At 43.2% G+C, this 21,344-nt stretch carries 19 protein-coding genes; 4 read left to right on the top strand and 15 right to left on the bottom strand.

Features of this window, described 5'->3' with window-relative positions; translation table 11 throughout:
• Nucleotides 1-27 precede the first annotated feature (27 nt).
• Nucleotides 28-870, bottom strand: coding sequence for a methyl-accepting chemotaxis protein (locus E2626_RS17475; protein WP_134381313.1), 843 nt, complete (start codon nucleotides 868-870; stop codon nucleotides 28-30).
• A gap of 221 nt (nucleotides 871-1,091) precedes the next feature.
• Between E2626_RS17475 and E2626_RS08455 the strand changes: the two genes are divergently transcribed.
• Together E2626_RS08455 and E2626_RS08450 are read left to right on the top strand one after the other, a co-directional pair.
• Nucleotides 1,092-1,934 (top strand): aldo/keto reductase, encoded by an 843-nt coding sequence (locus tag E2626_RS08455; RefSeq protein ID WP_134381312.1) that lies wholly within the window; start codon nucleotides 1,092-1,094, stop codon nucleotides 1,932-1,934.
• Nucleotides 1,935-2,082: 148 nt separating this feature from the next.
• Nucleotides 2,083-2,976 (top strand): fructose bisphosphate aldolase, encoded by an 894-nt coding sequence (locus E2626_RS08450; protein ID WP_134381311.1) that lies wholly within the window; start codon nucleotides 2,083-2,085, stop codon nucleotides 2,974-2,976.
• Nucleotides 2,977-3,223: 247 nt separating this feature from the next.
• Here the strand turns inward: E2626_RS08450 and mqo are convergent, their stop codons facing one another.
• From mqo to E2626_RS08395, 11 genes are all read right to left on the bottom strand, one after another.
• Entirely contained in the window at nucleotides 3,224-4,756 is a 1,533-nt protein-coding gene (gene mqo / locus E2626_RS08445; RefSeq protein WP_134381310.1) for a malate dehydrogenase (quinone), read from the bottom strand.
• 207 nt (nucleotides 4,757-4,963) lie between these two features.
• Entirely contained in the window at nucleotides 4,964-5,467 is a 504-nt protein-coding gene (locus E2626_RS08440) for a hypothetical protein (protein ID WP_134381309.1), read from the bottom strand.
• Between the two features lie 152 nt (nucleotides 5,468-5,619).
• Nucleotides 5,620-6,267, bottom strand: coding sequence for an IucA/IucC family C-terminal-domain containing protein (locus E2626_RS08435; protein ID WP_134381308.1), 648 nt, complete (start codon nucleotides 6,265-6,267; stop codon nucleotides 5,620-5,622).
• A 35-nt stretch (nucleotides 6,268-6,302) separates the two neighbouring features.
• A complete protein-coding gene (locus tag E2626_RS08430) occupies nucleotides 6,303-7,337 on the bottom strand; it encodes a FecCD family ABC transporter permease (RefSeq protein WP_134381307.1) in 1,035 nt (344 codons plus the stop codon).
• On the bottom strand, nucleotides 7,334-8,338 hold the full coding sequence (locus E2626_RS08425; RefSeq protein ID WP_244094279.1) for a FecCD family ABC transporter permease: 1,005 nt from the start codon (nucleotides 8,336-8,338) through the stop codon (nucleotides 7,334-7,336). The genes E2626_RS08430 and E2626_RS08425 overlap by 4 nt, the downstream gene beginning before the upstream one ends.
• Before the next feature lie 61 nt (nucleotides 8,339-8,399).
• Entirely contained in the window at nucleotides 8,400-9,392 is a 993-nt protein-coding gene (locus E2626_RS08420) for an ABC transporter substrate-binding protein (protein WP_134381305.1), read from the bottom strand.
• Between the two features lie 209 nt (nucleotides 9,393-9,601).
• The gene (locus tag E2626_RS08415; RefSeq protein WP_134381304.1) at nucleotides 9,602-10,765 is read right to left on the bottom strand and encodes an MFS transporter; all 1,164 of its coding nucleotides are present in this window, start codon (nucleotides 10,763-10,765) and stop codon (nucleotides 9,602-9,604) included.
• Between the two features lie 159 nt (nucleotides 10,766-10,924).
• Nucleotides 10,925-11,656, bottom strand: coding sequence for a sulfite exporter TauE/SafE family protein (locus E2626_RS08410; protein WP_134381303.1), 732 nt, complete (start codon nucleotides 11,654-11,656; stop codon nucleotides 10,925-10,927).
• Between the two features lie 155 nt (nucleotides 11,657-11,811).
• Complete coding sequence (locus tag E2626_RS08405) at nucleotides 11,812-12,702, bottom strand: N-acyl homoserine lactonase family protein (protein WP_166786774.1); 891 nt, start codon at nucleotides 12,700-12,702, stop codon at nucleotides 11,812-11,814.
• A 231-nt stretch (nucleotides 12,703-12,933) separates the two neighbouring features.
• Nucleotides 12,934-14,358: a Na+/H+ antiporter NhaC gene (gene nhaC / locus E2626_RS08400; protein WP_244094278.1), complete on the bottom strand. Its 1,425-nt coding sequence runs from the start codon at nucleotides 14,356-14,358 to the stop codon at nucleotides 12,934-12,936.
• Between the two features lie 282 nt (nucleotides 14,359-14,640).
• Nucleotides 14,641-15,708: a M42 family metallopeptidase gene (locus E2626_RS08395; RefSeq protein ID WP_134381301.1), complete on the bottom strand. Its 1,068-nt coding sequence runs from the start codon at nucleotides 15,706-15,708 to the stop codon at nucleotides 14,641-14,643.
• Nucleotides 15,709-15,915: 207 nt separating this feature from the next.
• Here E2626_RS08395 and E2626_RS08390 point away from each other — a divergent pair, with 207 nt between their 5' ends.
• A complete protein-coding gene (locus E2626_RS08390; protein ID WP_134381300.1) occupies nucleotides 15,916-16,479 on the top strand; it encodes a sugar O-acetyltransferase in 564 nt (187 codons plus the stop codon).
• 56 nt (nucleotides 16,480-16,535) lie between these two features.
• On the opposite strand, the gene E2626_RS08385 is transcribed toward E2626_RS08390, so the two are convergent.
• Genes E2626_RS08385 through E2626_RS08375 form a run of 3 tightly spaced genes read right to left on the bottom strand, consistent with a single transcriptional unit; the run spans nucleotide 16,536 to nucleotide 20,238 of the window.
• Nucleotides 16,536-17,885 (bottom strand): PTS ascorbate transporter subunit IIC, encoded by a 1,350-nt coding sequence (locus E2626_RS08385; protein WP_134381299.1) that lies wholly within the window; start codon nucleotides 17,883-17,885, stop codon nucleotides 16,536-16,538.
• Nucleotides 17,886-17,915: 30 nt separating this feature from the next.
• Nucleotides 17,916-18,197 carry a PTS sugar transporter subunit IIB gene (locus E2626_RS08380; RefSeq protein ID WP_134381298.1) on the bottom strand — a complete coding sequence of 94 codons (282 nt, stop codon included), beginning with the start codon at nucleotides 18,195-18,197 and terminating at the stop codon, nucleotides 17,916-17,918.
• Nucleotide 18,198: 1 nt separating this feature from the next.
• Entirely contained in the window at nucleotides 18,199-20,238 is a 2,040-nt protein-coding gene (locus E2626_RS08375; RefSeq protein ID WP_134381297.1) for a BglG family transcription antiterminator, read from the bottom strand.
• 187 nt (nucleotides 20,239-20,425) lie between these two features.
• Between E2626_RS08375 and E2626_RS08370 the strand changes: the two genes are divergently transcribed.
• Nucleotides 20,426-21,280, top strand: a complete 855-nt coding sequence (locus tag E2626_RS08370; RefSeq protein ID WP_134381296.1) for an HAD family hydrolase — start codon at nucleotides 20,426-20,428, stop codon at nucleotides 21,278-21,280.
• Nucleotides 21,281-21,344: the final 64 nt, after the last annotated feature.

Here is a 21,344-nt window from a genome sequence, read left to right as displayed (position 1 = left end):
AGAGTCGGAAGCTTTTCAGTAACATTATTATAATTCAGATGCATACTTCTTCAGTTTGATACTCATTTCTTCAATCTCATCAATAAATGATGAAACCTCTTCAGTGGCAGAAGCTTGTTCACGTCCAACAGTCACTACATTTTCAACCATAGACTGAATCTCATGAATCGACGTCTGCATTTTTTTCAGCGTTGAACTGATCTGTTGTGTGGACTCAAGCGTATCATTTGATAGCTTGCGAATTTCTTTGGCTACGATATTAAACCCTCTGCCATGTTCACCGGCTCTGGCAGCTTCAATTGAAGCATTTAGGCCAAGAATATTCGTCTGACTCGCGATTTTTTTAATCACATTGATTACATCATCTGTATTTTTCATCGCATCTGATGCTTCAGTTGACTGCTGTAATAAAGATGAGCTATATGCAGCCAGCCCCTCTGATCCGCTGTGAATAGACGTAATACGCTCATTCGCATGATTAATTGACTCAAAGATTTGATCAGAAATACTTCTTAACGCTTTTTCGTTTTGTTCCTGAATCTGAATAGCGATGGCACCGACAATTTCATCACCTTCCATGATTGGCGCCGCAAGTCCTGTAAATGAAATGCCGAAAAATTCTTCGGGCACTTCCTGTTTAATTTCTTTCTGTTCACGAATACATTCGGCAAGCGGTTCACCGGGATCGATTTTCCGGCCGGCTCTCGCACCAATATCGATCTTGGTTCCCGGATAATAAGTAAGCCATTTTTCCGTATCGACTAATCCAATTCCAATATCCGGCAGCATCGCATGAATCGTTGGAATCACTTGTAAAAACGCTTCCAATTTATTTATGCTTGTTTCATTCGCAGGTTTCAATGCATTCATTAATTAAGCTCCTTTATTAATTTATATACTCTCCGTCTGTTCTCGTTACTTTAGAATTATAAACTAAAGACCTATTTATCATTATATATGTATAAAAGTTAATATAAAAGCTTTTATTTTTTAAAGGCTTTCATCTATAAATACAGTTAGTCTTGTGCCGCTTTCAGGTTTACAGTTATTTCTAAAGGGAAAACCCAAAGAAAATTGTTGTGAAGGAGATTATGATGACAAATATACCTGAATGGAAGATGCACGATGGATATAACATTCCCGCTACCGGCCTTGGTACTTATACTTTAAAAGGAGAACAGGGCGTGGAATCGATCAGCGCTGCCATCAAAAATGGATATCGCCTGTTCGATTCGGCGATTCGATATGATAATGAGGGAACACTTGGCGAAGCAGTGAAACGGGCAGGGATTGCCAGAGAAGATTTATTTTTAACGTCTAAGCTGCGTGCACAATATTATGATTACGACCGTGCCCTTGAAATGATTCAGGAATCCCTGTACAGAGCAAACCTGAATTACTGGGACCTCTATTTACTGCACTGGCCAAATCCGAAGCAGGATCAATATGTGGAAGCCTGGAAAGCACTGATTCAGGCACAGAAGAACGGCTGGATCCGCTCAATCGGTGTATGTAATTTTATGCCGGAGCACCTTGAGCGCCTAGAAGAAGAAACTGGCGTAAAGCCCGTTATTAACCAGATAGAGCTGCACCCTTATTTTTCTCAAGAGGAACAGCGTGCATATAATCAAGCGCACGACATCATCACCCAGGCATGGAGCCCACTTGAACGCGCAGGCAGTGTACTTGATGACGAAACACTGCAGAACATTGCAAATCAGCACAATCAATCAGTCGGTCAGGTTATCCTGAGATGGATCTTTCAGCTGGATACAATTTCACTTCCAAGATCATCAAACACACACCGTCAACGAGAGAACCTGAACATATTTAATTTCGAACTGTCAGAGGAAGAAATGCAGAAAATTAATGGCCTGACACGCGAAAACGGAAGAATGGCAGACCAGGATCCGCGGGAATATGAAGAATATTAATACTTTTACAAGACCAGAGACTTCCACTATGTCTCTGGTTTTTTCAAAGAATCCTATAAAATATTTCTCACATTACATGTTAGATAGTCAGTTCAAAAGGGAAGAGTATAGGTGGAGCTAAAAATTACATATCAAAGGAGTGAAGGAAATGAATCAAGAGCAATTTGACAAGGTCAAGAACGGAAATGGTTTTATCGCAGCACTCGATCAAAGCGGGGGCAGCACGCCTAAGGCGCTGAAAGCTTACGGTGTAGAAGAAAGTGCTTATTCAAATGAAGATGAAATGTTCGACATGGTCCATGAAATGCGCACACGAATCATTACTTCCCCTGCCTTTACATCAGAAAAAATACTCGGTGCCATTCTATTTGAACAGACAATGGACCGTGAAATTGAAGGAAAATATACTGGTGACTACCTTTGGGAAGAAAAAGGCGTCGTGCCATTTTTAAAAGTTGATAAAGGACTGGCTGATGAAAAAGATGGTGTCCAGCTCATGAAGCCAAATCCTGAACTGGATGAAACACTTCGCAGAGCCAGTGAAAGAAATATTTTTGGTACAAAAATGCGCTCTGTCATTAACGAACCTAACGAAAGCGGCATAACAGAAGTGATTGATCAGCAGTTTGAAGTCGGCAAACAGATTATTGATGCGGGACTTGTCCCAATCATTGAACCGGAAGTAAACATACACAGTAAAGACAAAGAACAATGTGAAGCGATTATGCACGATGAGATTCTTAAGCATCTGAACCATTTATCTGAAGATCAAAATGTAATGCTGAAGCTGTCAATTCCGACAAAAGCTAACTTCTTCAAAAAGCTGGTTGAACATCCGCGCGTTGTACGTGTCGTGGCACTATCGGGCGGTTATTCACGTGATGAAGCGAATGAAAAGTTGAAAGAGAATGAAGGACTGATTGCCAGCTTCTCCCGCGCGCTCGCTTCTGATCTGCGACACGGGCAGACGCAGCAACAGTTTGATGCAGGGCTGAAAGATGCGATTGATACGATCTATGATGCTTCAGTGAATAAAAAGTAATTTGATTTCTGCCTGAAGCATTCCGCTGCTTCAGGCAGTTTTTTTCTAATTGATGAGCAGGTCGTTTTACACTTTTCTGCGAAGTATCCATGAGTTTCTGTGAACATGATCTTTTTTCTGAGAACCCACAAATTTTTTCTAAGAACATATACATTTATTCTGAGAAGCACCTTGACTGTTCTCCGAAACATGAACCGTCCTGTCCAAAAAAGCCCCGCTGACACATTTGTCAGCGGGGCTTTGAAAGTTAAACTCTTGTTTCAGCTTTTATCGGATCTTCTGCAAGTGCTGCATCAGCATTTGTCAGACCAAGTGCATTTGAAGTTGTTTCATTAATTTCTTTTATTAAGTCCGGGTGGTCAAGCAGATGTTTACCGTAAGAAGGAATCATTTCCTTAATTTTCGGCTCCCACTCCTTCATTTTATCAGGGAAGCAGCGATCCAGAACATCAAGCATGACAGGTACTGAAGTTGAAGCACCAGGTGAAGCACCAAGAAGTGCGGCAATGGTTCCGTTTGCGCCGCTGATGACTTCTGTACCAAACTGCAGCGTTCCTTTACCAACTTCTTCAGTATCTTTAATTACCTGAACACGCTGACCAGCCACAACAAGCTCCCAATCTTCACTTTTTGCATTTGGAACGAATTCCCGCAGCGCTTCCATACGCTTCTCTTTTGACTGCAGTACCTGCTCAATCAGGTACTTTGTCAGAGGCATATTTTTCATACCGGCTGCGACCATTGTAGTGAGGTTGTCCTTTTTCACAGAAGTAATCAGATCCATATTAGATCCTGTTTTCAGGAACTTTGGAGAAAATCCTGCGAATGGTCCAAAAAACAATGACTCTTCTCCTTCAATCAGACGGGTATCAAGGTGCGGCACTGACATTGGCGGTGCGCCAACCGGTGCTTTTCCGTATACTTTCGCATGATGCTTTTCAACGATTTCAGGCTTTTTACAGACCATAAACAGACCACTCACCGGGAAGCCGCCAACATTCTTACTTTCAGGGATGCCTGATTTCTGAAGAAGGTGAATGCTTCCCCCGCCTGCGCCGATGAAGACAAACTTCGCCTGATGGTATTCCAGACGATCGTTTTCAAGGTCACGGATTTTCAGCTCCCATCCACCGTCTTCCGTGCGTTTCATATCATCTACCTGATGCTTGTAGTTTACTGAAACGCCTTCTTCTGCTAAATGAGCGAACAACTTACGCGTTAATGCCCCAAAATTCACGTCAGTGCCTGCATCAATTTTCGTTGCCGCAATCGGCTGATTGACCTGACGATTTTCCATGATGAGCGGAATCCACTCTTTTAACTTTTCAGGGTCATCCGAAAATTCCATACCCTCAAACAACGGATTTTCTGAAAGCGCTTTATATCTGTTTTTTAAAAAAGTAACGTCTTTCTCGCCATGAACCAGGCTCATGTGAGGAAGTCCCATAATAAACTCTTTCGGATTCCTAATCAGTCCGCTGTTCACCAAATGTGCCCAGAACTGCTTAGAGATCTGGAATTCTTCATTTACCTTATTCGCTTTTGTAACATCAATCGTACCGTCCGGCAATTCATTCGTATAGTTCAGCTCACATAAAGAAGAATGCCCTGTTCCAGCATTATTCCATTCATTTGAACTTTCTTCACCAGCACTGCCAAGGCGTTCAAAAGCTTTAATATTCCAGTCCGGTGCCAGTTCCTTCAGCAAAGACCCCAAAGTCGCACTCATAATACCGGCGCCAATTAAAATAACGTCTGATTTAATATGTTTGTTACTCATTTTTACCGTCCTTTTGTATACTAAGATTTGAATTAAAAGCGAAAATGCCCTTTTTCGAACTATTTCTACATATTAATATTGTATCATTACGGGGGATTGTTTCAAATCTTTATTTGCTGGTAACACTTTGGGGACGGAGGTTAGAGTGCCATTCCATAGCACTCTAACCTCCGTCCCCAAGATGCACATTCCCTTCAGCTGCAAAACTCATTCTAACCGATTACCTCCTGCATCTCTTTGCCGCTCTATTTCCTTCTTCAACTTCTCCCGCTGACCTCTCAGCTCACGCGTAATCACCAGCTCATCCTGCACATCAGATGTTTTCAGCTTAAGATACTGACCCATCGCTTTCTCAAACCCTCTGTTTACTTCATCAATGGCTTGTATCAAAGTCGGGTGTGTAATTGGAATCTTGTCCTGCTGAGATGCTTTGTTTACTTTTTGCATTAAAATGGTTTCAGCGTATAAAAGGTTGGCATACGTCTCAATTGAATCTTTATTTACAGACATCCCTTTAATCTCTGCTGCCATCTCGATCGTACGGACAATCATGCCCGTCATCGCATCAGGACTGATTTTCTTCTTTATAATCTTTTTTACTTTCGTTTCCCCGACACCATTCCTTAACGACTTTTCAAAAGTCTGCAGTGTCTGGACAAACGTTGACCGGAAACGCTGGTCTTCCATGCTTTTCTTGATATTTTCGAACATGATATACCTCCCTGACCTAAATGCAGGATTTTAGGCTATTATATCAAAGATTAGGAAGGGATGAAGTTCATGTACACAGTGGGGACGGAGGTTAAAGTGTCATCCCATGACACTTTAACCTCCGTCCCCACCATGCACATCATTCACTTCATTCACCTTAACGGACAATTCCCGCAATACGGCTGCTCCTGACCTTCCTTAATCTGATACAGCCTGCAGCATGTTTCTCTTACAGGAATGACATCCCAGCTTTCCGGCCGCTGAAGGTATTTTGTAAAAGGATTTTTTTCAACTCCAGTCCATGCAGCATTTGGATCAGTCATTTCGTTAAATAAAGTTTGCAGCTGGTCTTGAGGGTATTCGTCAGCTTTCTTACGGAATACAGATTGCATACGCACAGCAATATTTTCCCATAAGATCTTTTGGGGGATTTTACACACTTTAGAAAATTGCTGAACCATAGGTGTCAGGTGTTCAGCAAATACAAGTGTTTTCCAGTCCTGATCCATGTTATGAACCTGGTCACCTTCCAGTAAGACAAAGTGATCAAAGTGAAACGCTGCATCTTTGAGCCAGTTTTCTTTCCCTTTACAGAGTCCATAGTATTCAAGCGCTGCTGCGGCAGTCATGACGGCATACCTTTTCATCACGAGAGAAGCTGCGGTTGATTCAAGTTTTATATCGCTGACACGGGCGTAGCGGCCGACAACTTCTGCGATCACATCCGGATTCTCGAGCTGTTTAATCGGAACACCTTCTCTGCCGTGTTGCTTTTCAATCCGATATTGTTCTAAGTTCATGATCAGTCTCCTTTTAAAAACGTATAGTCATCACATCACTGGTTCCGATAGCGAAACAGCAGATACAGGAAGAACGGTGCGCCAATAGCTGCTGTAAATACACCCGCAGGAATATCAAGCGGCAGGAACACAGTCCGTGCCACAAGATCCGCGATGAGCACGAGAAATGCGCCAATCAGCGCCGTCAGAACCGCCAGCCCGGGGAATGAGCGGTGCACAAGACGTCTTGCGATATGAGGCGCCATCAGTCCGACAAACTCAATTCCGCCAGCATAAGCAGCTGCGGTTCCTGCGAGCATGACGCTGCACATGAGAAAGATAAACTGCTGGAGCTGCACACGGATTCCCACACTGACTGAAAAATCCTCACCTAGCTCTGTCACATTCAACCCTCTGCCAAACACCAGCAAAAATGGGATTGGAATGAGCAGCCACCAGATCATAGATGTGACATCACTCCAGGAGGCAGCATAGATACTACCCGTCAGCCATATGTAAGACTTTGTGGTGGTTGCCGTTTCACTCATAACAAGCATGAAAGTCACACATGCTTTCATCATTGCTGATAACCCAACACCTATCAATACAAGTCTGATCGGGGTTACGCCTTTATTCCATGAAATTAAATAAATCAACAACGCAGCCAGCAGCCCCCCTGCAATTGCTGAAAGCGGCAGATACTGCATACTGATCACGCCTGCACCAAAAGAAATAAACGTAACAGCACCAAGGGAGGCACCGCTTGTAATCCCGATAATGTCAGGTGAAGCAAGCGGATTTCTCACCAGACTTTGGAGAATCAGCCCTGCCACACCAAGTGCAGCTCCGACTAAAATTGCCATTAATGCACGCGGTAAGCGGAGTGTTTCCACGACAAACGAATGCTGGTCAATCCGGCCGGTGATCTGCATAAACACTTCTGTGAGCGGAATCCAGTTACTTCCTGATGACAGGCTTAATAAAAAGACTGCTGCTACAGCAAATAGCCAGATACCTGTAATGACCAGCCAGCGTGCTGAAAGCTGGATGGAAATACGGTCGTTGAACAGACGGAATGTCCATTGCTTCATCTTTTCGACACTCCTTTTTTAGCAAGGTAAATAAAGAATGGCCCGCCAATGAATGCTGTCATCACACCAATTGGGACTTCCTGAGGTGCGATGATTACCCGGGCAATAATATCTGCTGCCAGTAAGACTGCTGCACCCAAAAGACCGCTATAGGGTAAGATCCACCCGTAATCATTGCCTACCAGACTTTTCGCCATATGAGGAACGATCAGACCGATAAAACCGACCGAGCCGACAACAGCAACAGATCCGCCCGCAAGCACAATGACCAGCATGCCCATCACAAGTTTCGTCAGCCAAACCTTTTGTCCAAGTCCTTTTGCCACATCATCACCTGACGAGAAAACACCCATTGGACGTGCCATAAAGAGGCTGATAACCAGCGCACTAAGCAGAAACGGCAGTACGGACATCAGCATTTCGAGATCACGGCCTGCAACCGATCCCGAGATCCAGAAAAGAACGGTTTGAATCGACTGTTCATCAAGGACAAGCATCCCCTGCGTGAACGAGACAAACAAAGCAGATAAGGCAACACCAGCAAGGATCACTTTAATGGGTGTTAAACCATCACGCCCGAGACTTCCAAGGAAAAAGACAGTTCCCCCTGCAATCGCAGCACCGAGAAACGCAAACCACATATAACCTGAAAGTGAAGACACCTCTAGCCATGTAATCGCAAAGACGATAAAGAAAATCGCACCTGCATTGATGCCTAAAAGATCAGGTGCAGCCAACGGATTTCTCGTCAACGCCTGCACAAAAACCCCCGCGAGTGCAAGGTTCATCCCAATGACTAAAGAAATAAGCCCCCTTGAAAGACGCGAAGTACCGATAATGAGATGGTTTGTATTATTAGGGTCATAGCTAATGATCGCTTCCCACGTTTCAGACAGAGGAATGGATGTCTGTCCAACTGCCAGACTCGTCAGAAACAGAAAAATTACAGCCGCGATTAAGCTGATCAGACCAATGAGTTTTAACATAGGTGAACGTAACATCATAACGCCTCTTCTTTCATGAGAAAAAGGGGACGCAATATGCCTCCCCCCTGCTCAAATCTTATTGTTCAAGCTCAAAATATTCGTACATATCATCAAGCATCAGGTTCGCAGCCTGCAAACCGCCCGCCATATTCCACGCAACCTCATCTACTGTAAATACGTTATCGTTCTGAACAGCTTCAAGGTTCTCGTAAAGCGGGTGAGCAGTCCATTCTTCAAAATTCTTTTGAACATCAGGCGTATCCTCCATGAACTGGAAGAATACATCCGCGTTCATTTGGGGAATCGCTTCTTTGTCATTTAACATCACAATCTCTTCATTTTGACCCTGAAGCTCGATTGGCTCTTCAAAACCAGCTTCCTGCAGAATAGAACCTGCAAATCCTGTTACATAAATGCGGGCGTGGTCTGCACGGTAATTCAGTACCGCAGCACTCATCGGCCAGTTTTCATTAGAAACAATCTTTTCCTTGAAGTCAGCAATACGGCTTTCCCAGTCAGCTATAAGTGTTTCAGCTTTCTCTTCTTCACCAAGTGCCTGACCAATCAGGTTTGTTGTTTCTTTAAAATCATAAATCGTCTCATTTACAATCGTTGGTGCAATTTCAGAAAGCTGCTCATAAATCTCTTCATGACGAATCTGAGAAGCAAAAATCACATCAGGATCTAAAGCCGCAATCTCTTCAAGATTAGGCTGTGTTTCCTGGCCCACATAAGTAACTTCCTGCAGATCATCTTTTATGTAATCATACATCGGCACCTCTACCCATGACTCAACTACGCCAACCGGTGTTACATCAAATTCAAGCACAGTATCAGTCGCTCCCTGATAAAGTGATACAACACGTTCAGGCTTTTCTTCTAAAGTAGTCGTTCCCATTGCGTGTTCTACTTCAATTGTGCCGTCTTCAGCAGACTCGGTTTCCTCTGCAGAAGACCCGCTATTTGATTCAGTCGCATCTGTAGATTCTTCCTCACTGCCGCCGCAAGCTGCAAGCACAAGCGCAGAAACCAGACATGCAACGATAAAAAGTAATAATTTTTTATTCATCCTCGTAATCTCCTTTTAATGATAATGATTTTCATTTGCAATATGATTGTATTATAAATGAAAACGATTATCAATAGGTAATTGAGAATTAATTTCAATTACTCTTACCAACACAGTGGGGACGGAGGTTAAAGTGTCATCCCATGACACTTTAACCTCCGTCCCCACTGTGCACATTAAAAAAAGCAGCCCGAAGACTGCTTTCTCAATTAACGATTCAATTTAATGAACGGTCTGACCACCAACGGAACCACACTGAAAACCGCAAGAAACATAAAGCCTGTTGCAAGAGTGAATGTAGTCGCAATATAACCAAAGCCCGTTCCCGCTCCAATTAGTACTGCATTAAAAACCAATGATTGAAAGGATTCAAGGGTTGCTCTGATTCGGCTGTCTGCTTTTTCGTGAAGTGCCCCTAAGATCAGTGGCTCTGTCATGCCGGCAGCAAGCAAAAAGAGAATAATGGCTGCCGCACCAATCCAATTTACCTGAATTGAAGAAATGATCAGAGCTGCTGCACCAGAAAGAATGACTCCCGTGAGAAGGCTTTCACGCTTAAACCTTTTTCTCAAAGAATGAGCGGCCAGCGCACCTGGAATTTGAACCACCAGGATGACCCCGTAAAATAATCCGAAAAATGAAATCTTGATTTTTGCATCTACAAGGTATAGTTGCCAAAATTCTTCAACAAATCCTGCAGCAAGTCCAACCGCAATGCCTATAAAGAGAATGTACACTAAAGCTGGCTGTTTCTTAAAAAAACTGAGTGCTTCAGTGACCTGAACAGACATTGAGTACTCCATTTCACCAGCCGGCCTGTCCACACCTTTTAATAAAAATGTCAGGATAAAAGCAGCCATCGTATTGGTCAGTGAAAGCCAGTAGTTGATTTCAAACGGAACATGCACAGCTAAAAAGCTCCCTGATATCGCAGCAATGAATAATGAGATCATTTTGACTGTCTGCAGCCTGCCTAAGTGCCAATCAAAGCTTCCTTCTTTACTAAGGACAGCCAGGGAATCATATAACAATGCATTTTCAGCACCACTCAGAAAAGCGGCTCCCGCTACAGCAAAAGCAATCGCCAGCCCGAATTGCCAGAATGAATCAGCTGTTAACAGGATGGCAAACATCAGCGCTTCGAATAAAACACCTGTAACTATTAACGGTTTTCTTCCGATCCGATCAGCCAAAACGCCTGACGGAACTTCCATCAACAGCATTACTGCACCAAAAATCATTTCTGTCAGTACAACATCCAGCACTGACATCCCGCGCATTTCCCAGAACAATCGTTCAATCACATATGCAGGGATTAATGAAAAGAAAAAACTGATCACATATAAGACCTTTATATTCCGTTTTGCGTTCATCGCTCAGTCGCCCCTCTCTTTAAATAATGAGAAAGGCAATCCGGCGGGTCACGTGCTACTGTTTAACTGGGTGGGCGGGGTAACATGTTCATAGAGAATTCCTCCTTTAAAATATGATTTCTACCTTCTATTATATCAAAATATTCTGACTTCATAGCGTCAGAGTTGCTCGATAATCAGCTGGATGATCAGGATTGCAGTAACAATTCTCAGCAGCGGTTTAACCTGCGACGTCTTCATCTTCTGTGCAAGCCTGACACCTGCTTGTGCCCCGAGAACCGAGCCCGTCAGTAAAGCCAGCGTGAGGGACCAGATAATATGACCGGCTGCAATATAAGTGACTGCAGCCCCGAAGCAGCTTGAGAATGTAGCCAGCCGCACGAGCCCGACCGCTTTTATATAAGAAACCTTCAGCCAGCTGAACAAATACAGCATTAGCGTGCCCTGTCCCGGTCCAAACAAACCGTCATACATACCGATTCCATAAAGCCCTGCGGCACCAAAACCGCTTTTCTTCAGGGGTTGATTATGATCGAAACTGCTTTTATTTAAAAATGAAGTAGCCAGGGCAAATATTAACAGGACCACAGCCGCAATTGTCAGGTTTTCGGCAGGAAGTGCAGACGCAATGAGCCCTCCCGTTATACCCCCCGCTAAACTAAAAGGAATGATCCAGAGTGATTCTTTAAAATTAATGCTTTTGTGACGCAATAAATAGAAAAATGCTGAGAATGAGCTGACCGTATTTGATACCTTATTTGCCCCGATCGCACTATGTACCGGCAAGCCGAGTAAAAGCATGACCGGCAGACTTATAAGACCGCCACCACCTGCAAGCGTGCCAAGCGTTGTCGCGACAATACCCGTGAAAAAGATGAATAGTAATTCCATACCGATCACTCCTCTCGTATTAATTGTAAAAGGAGTTTTTTTATAAGTAAAATCGATAATTTTTATTCTTTTTGATTAATTTTACTTATAGAAAGAAAAATACAATGCGGTTTCATACAAAAAGACCATGCAACTTACACATGGTCTCATCTATATTAAACGGGCCTTTGCCCGGTATACGTAACGACTTCGCTTCTTGTCAGTGTTTTACGCTGATCGAGCCTCGTAACAATATCCGGGTCATGTGATGGCAAATAAATGGTTGGATGATAAAGTGCATATGAGCGAATTGCGCCCATTGTTGCATAAGCGTGCTCAAACGATGCAGAGATACCAGGAATTCGTTTACCAGCTAACTGTGATTGGTTGAATGTCACATCACCTGCGAAGAATAGTGACAGATCGCCATCACGAAGAATCACAGATAAATGTCCATCTGTATGTCCAGGCGTTGATACAAGAGAAAGCTGAGGGTGCATCGAATGATCTGCCCCTTTGAATAAAGCGTCTGAATCAGGAAAGTCTGTCAGTTTGAACTCAATACGTGACGGCCACTTTTCTGATACAGCTCCAAGCAAGAAACGCTGTGACTGATCAAATTCTTTTCTCGACATAATGACCTGTGTACCCGGCAGATCACTGAGACCTCCCGCGTGATCAGTATGAGAATGCGTCAAAATTGTATAATCAATCTCTGTCGGGTCAATTCCTGCCCGCTGAAGCTGAGCACCAATGCCCTGTGAGGGTTCAATATTAAATCGTATCAGCCTTTTTAACAGCCACTCATTTTTCGTATGATCCTTGAACCAGTCATCCTCATTCACACGCGGCGTCTCACCAGTATCAATCAGCACCTTCATATCAGGCAGTTCCACGAGATAACTCCAAACCGGCAGCCAATCCGTCCACGAAGGAGAAGCAACAAGCGCAGGAATCCGCAGCGCCTCCACCCCTCTCCACTGACGATACGGCTTCTTCACAGCAACCTGACCAGTCGAAAACGCATGCACCCGAACACCCGACAACCTGTTATCATACACCAGCATGTTCCTCGTCCTCTCGTATTGAAGTTTTGACTTTATTATAAAAGGGGTTGGATGAAAGTGAGATGGCTGGAGGTGCTGTGGATGTGCGGGGGTGTTTTGGCAGAGGCTCAGCGGGGTCGAAGTTGAATGTTCCACATTTAGAATCATGACAAAAATAAACCATTAAACTCTGACCCCAGTGCGCCGAAAAAAACCGCCCTTCAAAAAAAGGACGGTTCTCACTTTATTAGATTATGCAGTTTTAGCATTTTCGAGTTTTTCATCATCGTTCTCATACTCTGTCATCGTTAATCCTGTTATGCCATAAAAGATTGACACGATTGGTGTTATGAATGCCAGGAAACAGAATGGCAGGTATGCGACCGTTGCTACACCTAGAGCTCCTGCGGTGTAAAGTCCACTTCCTGTCCATGGGAGTAGTGCGGCACTTTGTGTACCGGTGTCTTCGAGTACGCGGGACAGGTTCTCAGGTTTGAGATTCAGACGTTCGAATATTGGCTGCATCAGCGTACCGCCCATTACTGTTGAGAAGTAGACTGATCCGCCAATTGCCAGCGTGAAGTAACTGACCACACTCGTAACCGCAACAAGGACACCCGTGTGTTTAATATTGTTTGCAAATGATGCAATCATTGCTTCTAACACGCCTGCTTCTGCGAGCATACCACCCAGACCGAGCGCAAAAAGGAATAGTGCAACAAGTGCCAGCATACTGACAAGTCCACCACGAATTAACAGGCTGTCTACAATCTCTATGCCTGACTCTACCGTGTATCCATTATAAAAAATACCTACTGTTTCACCAAAAGTGAAGCCCTGTGCAAAAATAGCAACTACACCACCTGTTGCTGCACCAATAAATATGGATGGGATTGCAGGTTTTTTCATCATTAATAATGTAATCAAAACGACTACTGGAATCATTGGCACAAGACCAAGACTGAAGTTTTCGTTTAGGTAAGTCGTCATTCGAGCAACTGAATCAGCATTTACAGAACCGTTATACTGAAGCCCAATAACCGTAAAAATAATTGCTGTAATCAAATATGCAGGAACGGTCGTCCATAGCATGTGTCTGATGTGAGAAAACAGATCTCCACCGGTTACAGCGGGAGCAAGGTTTGTTGTATCTGATAGCGGTGACATTTTATCCCCGAAATACGCACCACTGACGATCGCACCAGCTGTAATGCCAGCCGGAATACCAAGCGCTGTTCCTACACCCATCATCGCAATTCCCGCAGTACCAATCGTACCCCACGACGTGCCGGTGGCCACTGCCACGAGCGAACAAAACAATAATGTAGTTACCAGAAAATATTGTGGCGAAATAGCTTCAACACCGAAATAGATCAGCGTTGGTACAGTACCGGAGGCAATCCATGCACCAATTAAAATTCCGACGGTTAATAGAATCAGCACAGGCTGAAGCGCTTTCCCCATCGACTCAAACATCGACTCTTCAATTTGCTTATATGTAAAGCCAAGCTTCAGCATAAATGGCATGACCACAAGTATACTGATAAACATCAGAATTTGAATAGGTGCATCAAATACAAGAATTCCTACTGAAACAACTGCCACGGCAGCTGCCAGCATGAGTAGCGCATACATAAATGATGGTTTTTTAATATGATTATTGATATCGGTTTCCAACCAACCACTCCTTTTCACATAACTATTATCTTAAAATAGTGATAATTTTTTCTAGGAATAATAAAATTATACCTTAAAGAGAATTTTCAGTAAATTTCGATATTCCATCATTTTCGTATGAACATCTGAGATTAATAACACTGAGCGTATGTTCAGTTCAGTTTTTCTTTAAAATACGTTGAAATACTTGCGTATATGTACACGCTGGGGACGGAGGTTAAAGTGCTATGATATGGCACTTTAACCTCCGTCCCCAGTGTGCTGCCTAATAAAAACCATTAATCAATCAATAAAATCAAACGTGCTCTCTTCACTCAAATCCAAAATAAATGCCTTCAGCAGCTCCTTCGTTGCAGTTAAATCCTCCATATCAATCACTTCAACCGGTGAGTGCGCATAACGCGAAGGAATAGACAGAACGCCTGTTGGAATGCCGTGATTGGCAAGGCTCATTGCCCCTCCATCTGTACCGATCCCGGGAAATATCTCAAGCTGATAAGAAATCTTTTTGTGATTTGCGAGTTGGATCAGCTTCTCTTTTACAGCAGGGTGTGAGATCAAACTGAAATCGAGCACTTTAATCCCTGTTCCGGCACCAATCGCAAGTGAGGCATCCATCGTTTCTTCAGGTGTATCGCTGACCGCTGTTGTATCAAGGGCAATCGCAACATCTGCGTTCACCTGGCGTGCAGCTACTTGCGCTCCACGAAGACCAACCTCTTCCTGCACGGTAAAAATAGCCGTTAAGGTTCCCGCAAAATCATGATCGTTTAGCTCTTGAAGCGTTTGGATTAACACCGCACATCCTGCCCGATCATCAAAGCCCTTTCCGACAAAACGGCCTGTTGTTTCATTCCCCAAATACTCCATATCGGGCTTCCAGGTAACCGGTGTCCCTATTTCCACACCAAGTTCAATTGCATGTGCTTTATTTTTCGCACCAATATCTATGTACAGCTGACGGTGATTGCGTACCTTCCCTGGATCATCGAACTTAGCGTAGTGAGCAGAAATGCTGCCAATCACGCCAGTCAGAAGTCCATTTTTCGTACGGAGCTGAACCTTTTGCGTTAAAAGCAGACGGTCATCATTTCCACCCAGCTTTTCAAATGGAAGCAGACCGTTTTCCTCAATTTTTTTCACGATAAAACCGACTTCATCCATATGCGCAGTCATGACCATCACAGGACCGGGCTGATTCCCCTTTTTCGTCGCAAACACATTTCCCAGTGAATCCACCTTTACCTCATCCACTAAAGGTTTCACCGTGTCTCTTACCCATTTACTGACCGGCTGCTCATGGCCGCATGGTCCGTGCAAGGCAGTTAATTGTTCTAAAAGCTGCTGCATGTTAACTCCTCCTTTGTACTGGTTAAGGTATATTATACCTTTTTATTTAGTAAAACGAAATATTAACCTTTAATGTGCACTGTGGGGACGGAGGTTAAAGTGTCATGAGATGACACTTTAACCTCCGTCCCCACAGTGCACACACTAGCCATCCCACCCTAAAAATGAGAAGCTAATAACAAAATCCATCCGGAAAAGGGGAACCACATGAAAACCGAAAAAGAAAAAATGCTTGCAGGAGAGATGTATGATCCGACTGATTCAACATTGCTGTGGGAGCGTGAAGAAGCACGCCGAAAGGTCAGAGTTTTTAATGGAACACTGGAAACTGAAGTTGAAAGACGGGTGGAGATGCTGAAAAAATTGCTTGGCTCTACCGGAGATAATGTCTACATGGAGCCAAATATCCGGTTTGATTATGGCTACAATACGCACGTAGGAGAAAATTTCTTCGCGAACTTTGACTGTACGATTTTGGATGTATGCGAGGTCAGATTCGGTGATAATTGTATGCTGGCACCCGGTGTACAAATTTATACGGCTACCCACCCGCTTGATCCGACTGAACGTAATTCGGGCAAAGAATTCGCAAAGCCAATTACGTTTGGGGATAATGTCTGGATTGGTGGCAATGCTGTCATTAATCCCGGGATTACAGTTGGAAATAACGCCGTCATTGCTTCCGGTGCTATCGTGACAAAGGATGTACCGGCTAATGTTGTGGTCGGTGGCAATCCTGCGAGAGTCATTAAGGAGATCGATGTAAAATAACTAAAAACCGGCTGACGGGATTCGAAATGAACCCCGTCAGCCGGTTTTATAATTAATTAAGCTGTTTTCTCTTTCTTTTTGAACGGAATTGCCATCAGCACCAGAATCACGATCAGACTGATTACGATTGCAATTGGTCCGGCAAAGTTAGCAAGTGAACCGAAGAAGATACCACTTACACCAAAGTCTGCATCAGAGAATGTTGTGTTGGCAAATCCAAGGTCTCCGAGTACCGGCAGCAGGAAGACTGGCAGGAATGAGATAATGATCCCGTTTACAAAGGAACCGGCAACCGCTCCTTTAACGCCTCCTGTTGCATTTCCGAACACCCCGGCTGCAGCACCTGTGAAGAAGTGCGGTACAACGCCCGGCAGAATGATGGTACTGCCTGCAAGCGCCATGAAGATCATACTGAATAATCCACCGGCAAAGCTTGAGAAGAATCCGATCAATACTGCGTTTGGTGCGAATGTGAAGACAATCGGTACATCAAGCGCAGGCTTTGCGTTCGGCACAAGCTTCGTTGAGATTCCCTTGAATGCAGGGACAATTTCTGCCAGCACAAGACGTACACCCGCTAAGATGACGAATACACCTGCTGCAAAGTTACCAGCCTGGATTAAAGAGAAGACAAGGAAGTTTGTTCCGTCACTTAGCTCTGCTTCGATAAAAGTCGGTCCTGCTGCAATCGCGACAACGAAGTACATCACGACCATTGTCAGCGCAATACTCACTGTACTATCGCGCAGGAAGCCAAGTCCTTTTGGAAAATTAATCTCCTCAGTTGATGTCGGTTCTTTTCCACCGACTGCTTTACCCACTAGACCGCTTAAAGCATAACCAACTGCACTGAAATGACCTAATGCCACGTTATCGTTACCTGTCAGCTTTCGCATAAACGGCTGAACAATAGCTGGAGACAGTGTCATAATGATTCCTAATGCAATAGCACCTGCTGCAATTTGCGGAATCGTTGTGAAGCCAGCCACAGCCATAATCACTGCAAGCATACATGCCATATACAGTGCATGGTGACCGGTTAAGAAAATATATTTAAACCGGGTGAAACGGGCGATGATCACATTTACAATCATTCCGAAAAACATAATGAGCGCTGTACTCGAGCCATACTCATTTAACGCCAGCGCAACAATTGCCTCGTTGTTTGGTACAACTCCAGCTACATTGAAAGCTTCCTGAAACATGGTCCCAAAAGGTATCAGGGAGACTTCAAGTATTCCTGCACCTGCTGCAATGACAAGGAATCCGACGAACGTTTTTGTTGTACCTTTCATTGTGTCAGACAGATTTTTTCTCTGCGCAATTAAACCGATTAAGGCGATCATCGCAACAAGAATTGCCGGTTGACTAAGAATATCCACTAAGGTCGTCAATACACCATTCATTCGCTTTCACCCTCTCGTTTTAATCTGTCTCTATATTAAGTCTCTCTCTTCGGCCATCTTACGTACCTTTTCTCTCAGTTCATCCATATCAATAATGTTATCGAGAACAATCACTTCTCCAAGGTGCGCGCCACCCTCAGCAATATCTTTCGCCAAGAAATAGACATCAGCATCTCCGGGTGATGCTGAACTTAAATCAGAATGAGATACTTCTACTCCTGTGACACCAAGCTCACCTAACACCTGATTAATATTCATTTCCACCATGAAGCTTGTACCAAGTCCTGAACTGCATACCGCTAAAATTTTCATTTTATTCTTCCCCCTCTTTAATAATATTGATTACCTTTTCCGCAGAATCAGCATCCTTAATCGCCTGAAGTGTTTCATTGTTTCCGAGAAGCTTTGTTAAATGAGCTAACGCTTTTAAATGTGCTTCATTGTCAATTGCTGCAAGACAAACGAATATATCAATCTGATGTTCTTCCTGATCAAGCAAACGTACAGGCTCTCTCGTTCTTAAGAAAGACATTCCTACCTTGTTAACACCGGCATCAGGTCTTGCATGTGGAATCGCAATCCCCTTTCCGATATGAATGTAGGCACCTGATTTCTCTACATTACCGATCATTGCATCAACATACCTCGGCTCTACTGCATCTGTTTCCACTAATGGTTCTGCAGCCTTTTTAATAGCTGTTCTCCAATCAATCGGTTCGTCTGTAAAGTGAATATTATTTTCAGTTAATAATTCTGAAAGCATAGGTTTTTCCCACCTTTTGTCTGTGTTTTTCATATACATGAGTTCTACTAATTCTGAAATGAGTTTTTTTTCGTTTTTTATATCTGTATTTCTTCTGACAATCTCCATAATCTGCTCAACTGATATACTGTTTTCACTCAGTTGCGGAAATGCTGATGATACAGCATGAATGAGATGCGTTTTCTCAACAATCGATAGTAAAGGTTTTACCTGATATACAGGATTTGCTGAACTAACAGGTACAGTCGAAAAAATAAGATCATAGCTGGCAGGAGAAATATTTTCTATATAATCCGATGTATAGATACTTGAAAAATCAATGCCAGGGAAAAGTTCACTCAACTGAGATTTAAGCATCACCGAGGAACTGACTCCGTTTGAACAAACGATTAATGCCCTGACCCGCTCAGTTTCTCCTTCATTATATTTCTCAAGGTATCCACCAAAGTGAAGTGTAAAATAACCAATTTCTGATTCACTGATCCTCTTGCCTGTCCACACCTCAAGCGGATGGAGTGATCTCTCAACAAATTGAAATAGCTCGTAATAGTCTTCTTTAATTTTTTCCGTCATCGGATTAATTAATGGAATGCTGAACGTAATACGAAAATAAGTGGGAACGAGATGATTAAATAAGCTTTTCACCAGGTACGCTTTATGCCGAATCGGTAAAAGTGTATTTCTCTCGAACTCATCAATAATTTCTTCAGCAAGCTTTAGAAGTGGCAAATGATACTGAGGATTTAATTCCTCCTGGCAAGTGAGCAATTGAATCGCAATAAAATACTTTTCATTTTCAGCATGGCCTGGAAACAATACTTCTGCCAGACCAGCTGCATATGGCAATATTTCCTGCTCTTCCAACAGCGCTCTCTCATCATCTTCAAAATGAAGACTTTCAATCTCATTTCGTACTTTGATAAAAATGAGGTGGTACATCATCTCTACTTTTCTGCTTTTTACAAGCTGAATGGGATTACTTTGCAGGAATGTTTCTACTTCATTTTGAGTCTCAAGCAAATCGTGATCTCTATCCCATCCTTTTAGTGTCGTGATCAGGATTTCTTTCCCGAGCGGCTTTGAGAGTAACGTGTTAATGCAGTAAATCGCAAATCTGCGTTGATCCATTTCACTTCCCTTAATGAAGTATCCATTCATCCTTTGATATTCAAGCTGAACATTCCATTTCCCACTCATTTCTCTTGTCTTCTTCACATCTGTCAGCGCTGTATTTTTACTGACGTTTAACAAAAGCTGATAATGGTAGCTTGAGATCACTTCCTGCTTAATGAACGTGTACAGATAAATCATAAATGGACGATCTTCTTCAGAAACGATCAGGTCATTCTCCTTCACTGTCAGGGACGCTTCATTTTTAATAAATTGTTTGACTGTGTCATCAACGATTAACACTTGGTTATTCATTTTGACTGTCGGCAGCTTCATCATACTGAGCGTACTGTTGGCCTTCTCTACTAAATAATCAAACTGTCGCTCCGTTAAATTCAGCTCCATCATCATCTCAGGCTTCGTAATCTGCTGATATTGTGTAAGTCTTTCAAGAAACTCATAAGATTTCTGATCCAGCAAAGGAAGTCCCTCCGTTTCTTAATTTTATTATAAAGCGCTTACATCATTGTCACAACAAGATTCAAGCCCAAATGCTGTATCCGCTTTCTACACAAATTGGGCTCATCATTTCTTTGAACACTTTTCATCACGACATTATACTTAAACTAATCAAGCGATCGTTTCATCAACAAAGGAGGCTTTTACAATGAGACCAAAAGCAATTGCACTCGATATGGACGGCACATTGTTAAATGAGGAAAATGAAGTTGCAAAGAACTTAGTAACACTCCTTCAGCATCTCCAGCAAAAGGAAGAAATACGCGTATTCATCGCATCAGGCAGAACAAAACAGGAGATCCAAGACGTGCTGCCGGCCGGGCTGATACCGGATGGGATTGTGTCGGCTAACGGGATGGGAAGTTATATAGAGAACAACACTTTAGAAGAATATACGCTTAATCCTGAACTCGTGCAAAGCACAATTGAGGATGCACGTGATAAAGGAATCTATTACGAAGCACACCCCTTGCACGGAGAGCGTTTTGCACTTAAAGAAGATCAGGCATACTTTAAGAAAATGCTGGATACAAACAAACCTGAGAGCTTAATGGAAAATGAGCTTCATTCAAGAAAAGAAGCAGTAAATCAGTTGATTCACTGGACGTCAGAGCCTCGCTATGACGGAAACGTGAAAATCTATTTTTTCAGCATGAGCATACATGAAATTGAATCCTGGAAAGAAAATCTTCAACAGAAAACGTCAGAATATCAGTTTTCAACCTCCTCATCCTCTATGCATAACGTGGAAATCATGAAGCACGGTATTTCAAAAGCAACCGGCGTAAGCAGCCTGCTTAAAGAATATGGCTTTTCCCCTTCTGAACTGATGGCGATTGGTGACGGTGAGAACGACCTGCCGATGCTTGAGCTTGCGGGACATTCAGTTGCGATGAAAAATGCAGAAGGACTGGTGAAAAGCGCAGTGGATGAAGTGACAGATCATAGCTATAAGGAAGAAGGATTGTTTTTGTTTTTGAAGGAGTATTTTAATATTAAATAAAGAGAGTACTTGAAAGGCGTATGGAGACATGCGCTTTTTTCAGTTCAACTGGTTAAATCTCCTA

This window comes from Jeotgalibacillus salarius (assembly GCF_004405125.1).
GTDB classification, from domain to species: Bacteria; Bacillota; Bacilli; order Bacillales; family Jeotgalibacillaceae; genus Jeotgalibacillus; species Jeotgalibacillus salarius.
This window is presented reverse-complemented; position numbering and strand designations above follow the sequence as displayed.

What these genes read in the sequence shown, in the direction of transcription:
- E2626_RS17475 (WP_134381313.1), bottom strand. Translation starts at nt 870, where the DNA reads ATGAATGCATTGAAACCTGCGAATGAAACAAGCATAAATAAATTGGAA.
- E2626_RS08410 (WP_134381303.1), bottom strand. Translation starts at nt 11,656, where the DNA reads ATGGAATTACTATTCATCTTTTTCACGGGTATTGTCGCGACAACGCTT.
- E2626_RS08425 (WP_244094279.1), bottom strand. Translation starts at nt 8,338, where the DNA reads ATGTTACGTTCACCTATGTTAAAACTCATTGGTCTGATCAGCTTAATC.
- E2626_RS08450 (WP_134381311.1), top strand. Translation starts at nt 2,083, where the DNA reads ATGAATCAAGAGCAATTTGACAAGGTCAAGAACGGAAATGGTTTTATC.
- E2626_RS08395 (WP_134381301.1), bottom strand. Translation starts at nt 15,708, where the DNA reads ATGCAGCAGCTTTTAGAACAATTAACTGCCTTGCACGGACCATGCGGC.
- E2626_RS08380 (WP_134381298.1), bottom strand. Translation starts at nt 18,197, where the DNA reads ATGAAAATTTTAGCGGTATGCAGTTCAGGACTTGGTACAAGCTTCATG.
- E2626_RS08385 (WP_134381299.1), bottom strand. Translation starts at nt 17,885, where the DNA reads ATGAATGGTGTATTGACGACCTTAGTGGATATTCTTAGTCAACCGGCA.
- E2626_RS08390 (WP_134381300.1), top strand. Translation starts at nt 15,916, where the DNA reads ATGAAAACCGAAAAAGAAAAAATGCTTGCAGGAGAGATGTATGATCCG.
- E2626_RS08430 (WP_134381307.1), bottom strand. Translation starts at nt 7,337, where the DNA reads ATGAAGCAATGGACATTCCGTCTGTTCAACGACCGTATTTCCATCCAG.
- E2626_RS08370 (WP_134381296.1), top strand. Translation starts at nt 20,426, where the DNA reads ATGAGACCAAAAGCAATTGCACTCGATATGGACGGCACATTGTTAAAT.
- E2626_RS08420 (WP_134381305.1), bottom strand. Translation starts at nt 9,392, where the DNA reads ATGAATAAAAAATTATTACTTTTTATCGTTGCATGTCTGGTTTCTGCG.
- E2626_RS08455 (WP_134381312.1), top strand. Translation starts at nt 1,092, where the DNA reads ATGATGACAAATATACCTGAATGGAAGATGCACGATGGATATAACATT.
- E2626_RS08440 (WP_134381309.1), bottom strand. Translation starts at nt 5,467, where the DNA reads ATGTTCGAAAATATCAAGAAAAGCATGGAAGACCAGCGTTTCCGGTCA.
- E2626_RS08435 (WP_134381308.1), bottom strand. Translation starts at nt 6,267, where the DNA reads ATGAACTTAGAACAATATCGGATTGAAAAGCAACACGGCAGAGAAGGT.
- mqo (WP_134381310.1), bottom strand. Translation starts at nt 4,756, where the DNA reads ATGAGTAACAAACATATTAAATCAGACGTTATTTTAATTGGCGCCGGT.
- E2626_RS08415 (WP_134381304.1), bottom strand. Translation starts at nt 10,765, where the DNA reads ATGAACGCAAAACGGAATATAAAGGTCTTATATGTGATCAGTTTTTTC.
- E2626_RS08405 (WP_166786774.1), bottom strand. Translation starts at nt 12,702, where the DNA reads ATGCTGGTGTATGATAACAGGTTGTCGGGTGTTCGGGTGCATGCGTTT.